Source organism: Vibrio sp. 05-20-BW147 (assembly GCF_013369385.1).
In the GTDB taxonomy this organism is placed as follows: domain Bacteria; phylum Pseudomonadota; class Gammaproteobacteria; order Enterobacterales; family Vibrionaceae; genus Vibrio; species Vibrio floridensis.
On the sequence record NZ_SZTO01000077.1, the window covers coordinates 1 to 1,201 of the forward strand.

Below are 1,201 nucleotides of genomic sequence, written 5' to 3' on the forward strand. Positions count from 1 at the left end.
AATCAAAGTCGAGTTAATCTTGGTTCTAGTAAAACGTAACCCATTGAAGCTTAAGCATAACAAGGCGTTCAAGAGGGATTCATGCCGCGTGGCATTTTTGGTATGCGGCGAGTTTTGGTGGTGAAAGTGGTTTGCGGGAAGTTGGTTTATGCGGCATTCACCCCTTAACGCTGGGATTGGTGTATGTTGCTCAGTAAACAACAAAGAACAGAGAAGATATTTAATGTAATCTAAATCAATGGTTTAAGTGTTGATTGGTTGTTTATTGTTGTTCATTTAAATGCCTGCGTATACAATAATTCTGCTACATAATCGCTACACAAGGAATCTGTGTCATGGCTATCAAGCAGAAAATCACCGCCAGCTCTATCAAAAATCTCACCATCGCAGACGAGCGATTGAACGACACGGAAATCAGCGGATTTCATGCGCGGATTTCGCCCAAAGGGGTGATCAAGTATTACCTCTACTATCGAATTCACGGTAAGCAGCGCAATTTCTTGCTCGGTTCAGCTAATGCTTTAACGCCAGCGCAAGCGCGAGACTTAGCCAAAGAAAAAGCGGGGCAAGTCGCGGCGGGGGAAGATGTGCAAGTCACTCGCCATGAAGCGAAAAAGCGAGAGCAGCGTAACAGCCTGACACTGAGTAAATTCCTTGAGGAACATTATTCCGCCTATCTCATGTCGATTAATGCAAAAACGGCGCAAAAGTCGTTGATGTGCATTCAAAGCAACTTCAAACACCTATCCACTAAGCCACTGGTCGACATTACCGCTTGGGACATTCAGCAGTGGGTGGCCGAACGTAGCAAAGCAGGTCGCGCCCCTGCGACCATTTCCTATGCCTATAACCGCCTAAGAGCAGTGTTCAATCGTGCGGTGGAGTGGGGTTTTATCGATTCTCACTCTCTTGATAATGTAAAAATCCCTCGCATTGATAACAAGCGTATTCGTTACCTGTCGGTGAGTGAAGAGGCGGCATTACTGGAGAGCTTGAAAGCGCGTGATGCACGTTTAAAAGACGAAGCATTGCAAAGATACGGTAAGCGCGCCCAAAGGCTGGTGTCACAGCGCTATGTGGATTTCTTAGAGCCGTTGATTGTACTGGCACTCAATACAGGTATGCGCAAAGGCGAAATGTTGTCGCTTAAGTGGTCACACATCAACATGGAAGACAGGTATTTGACCATTCGCTCTGAGAA

The 1,201-nt window shown here is 46.1% G+C and carries 2 protein-coding genes; both read left to right on the forward strand.

What is annotated here, in order from left to right:
* Positions 1 to 56 precede the first annotated feature (56 nt).
* Complete coding sequence (locus tag FC652_RS20895) at positions 57 to 197, forward strand: DUF3265 domain-containing protein (RefSeq protein WP_176299898.1); 141 nt, start codon at positions 57 to 59, stop codon at positions 195 to 197.
* A 138-nt stretch (positions 198 to 335) separates the two neighbouring features.
* The coding region (locus FC652_RS20030; RefSeq protein WP_176299897.1) for an Arm DNA-binding domain-containing protein at positions 336 to 1,201 on the forward strand (866 nt) is incomplete at its 3' end.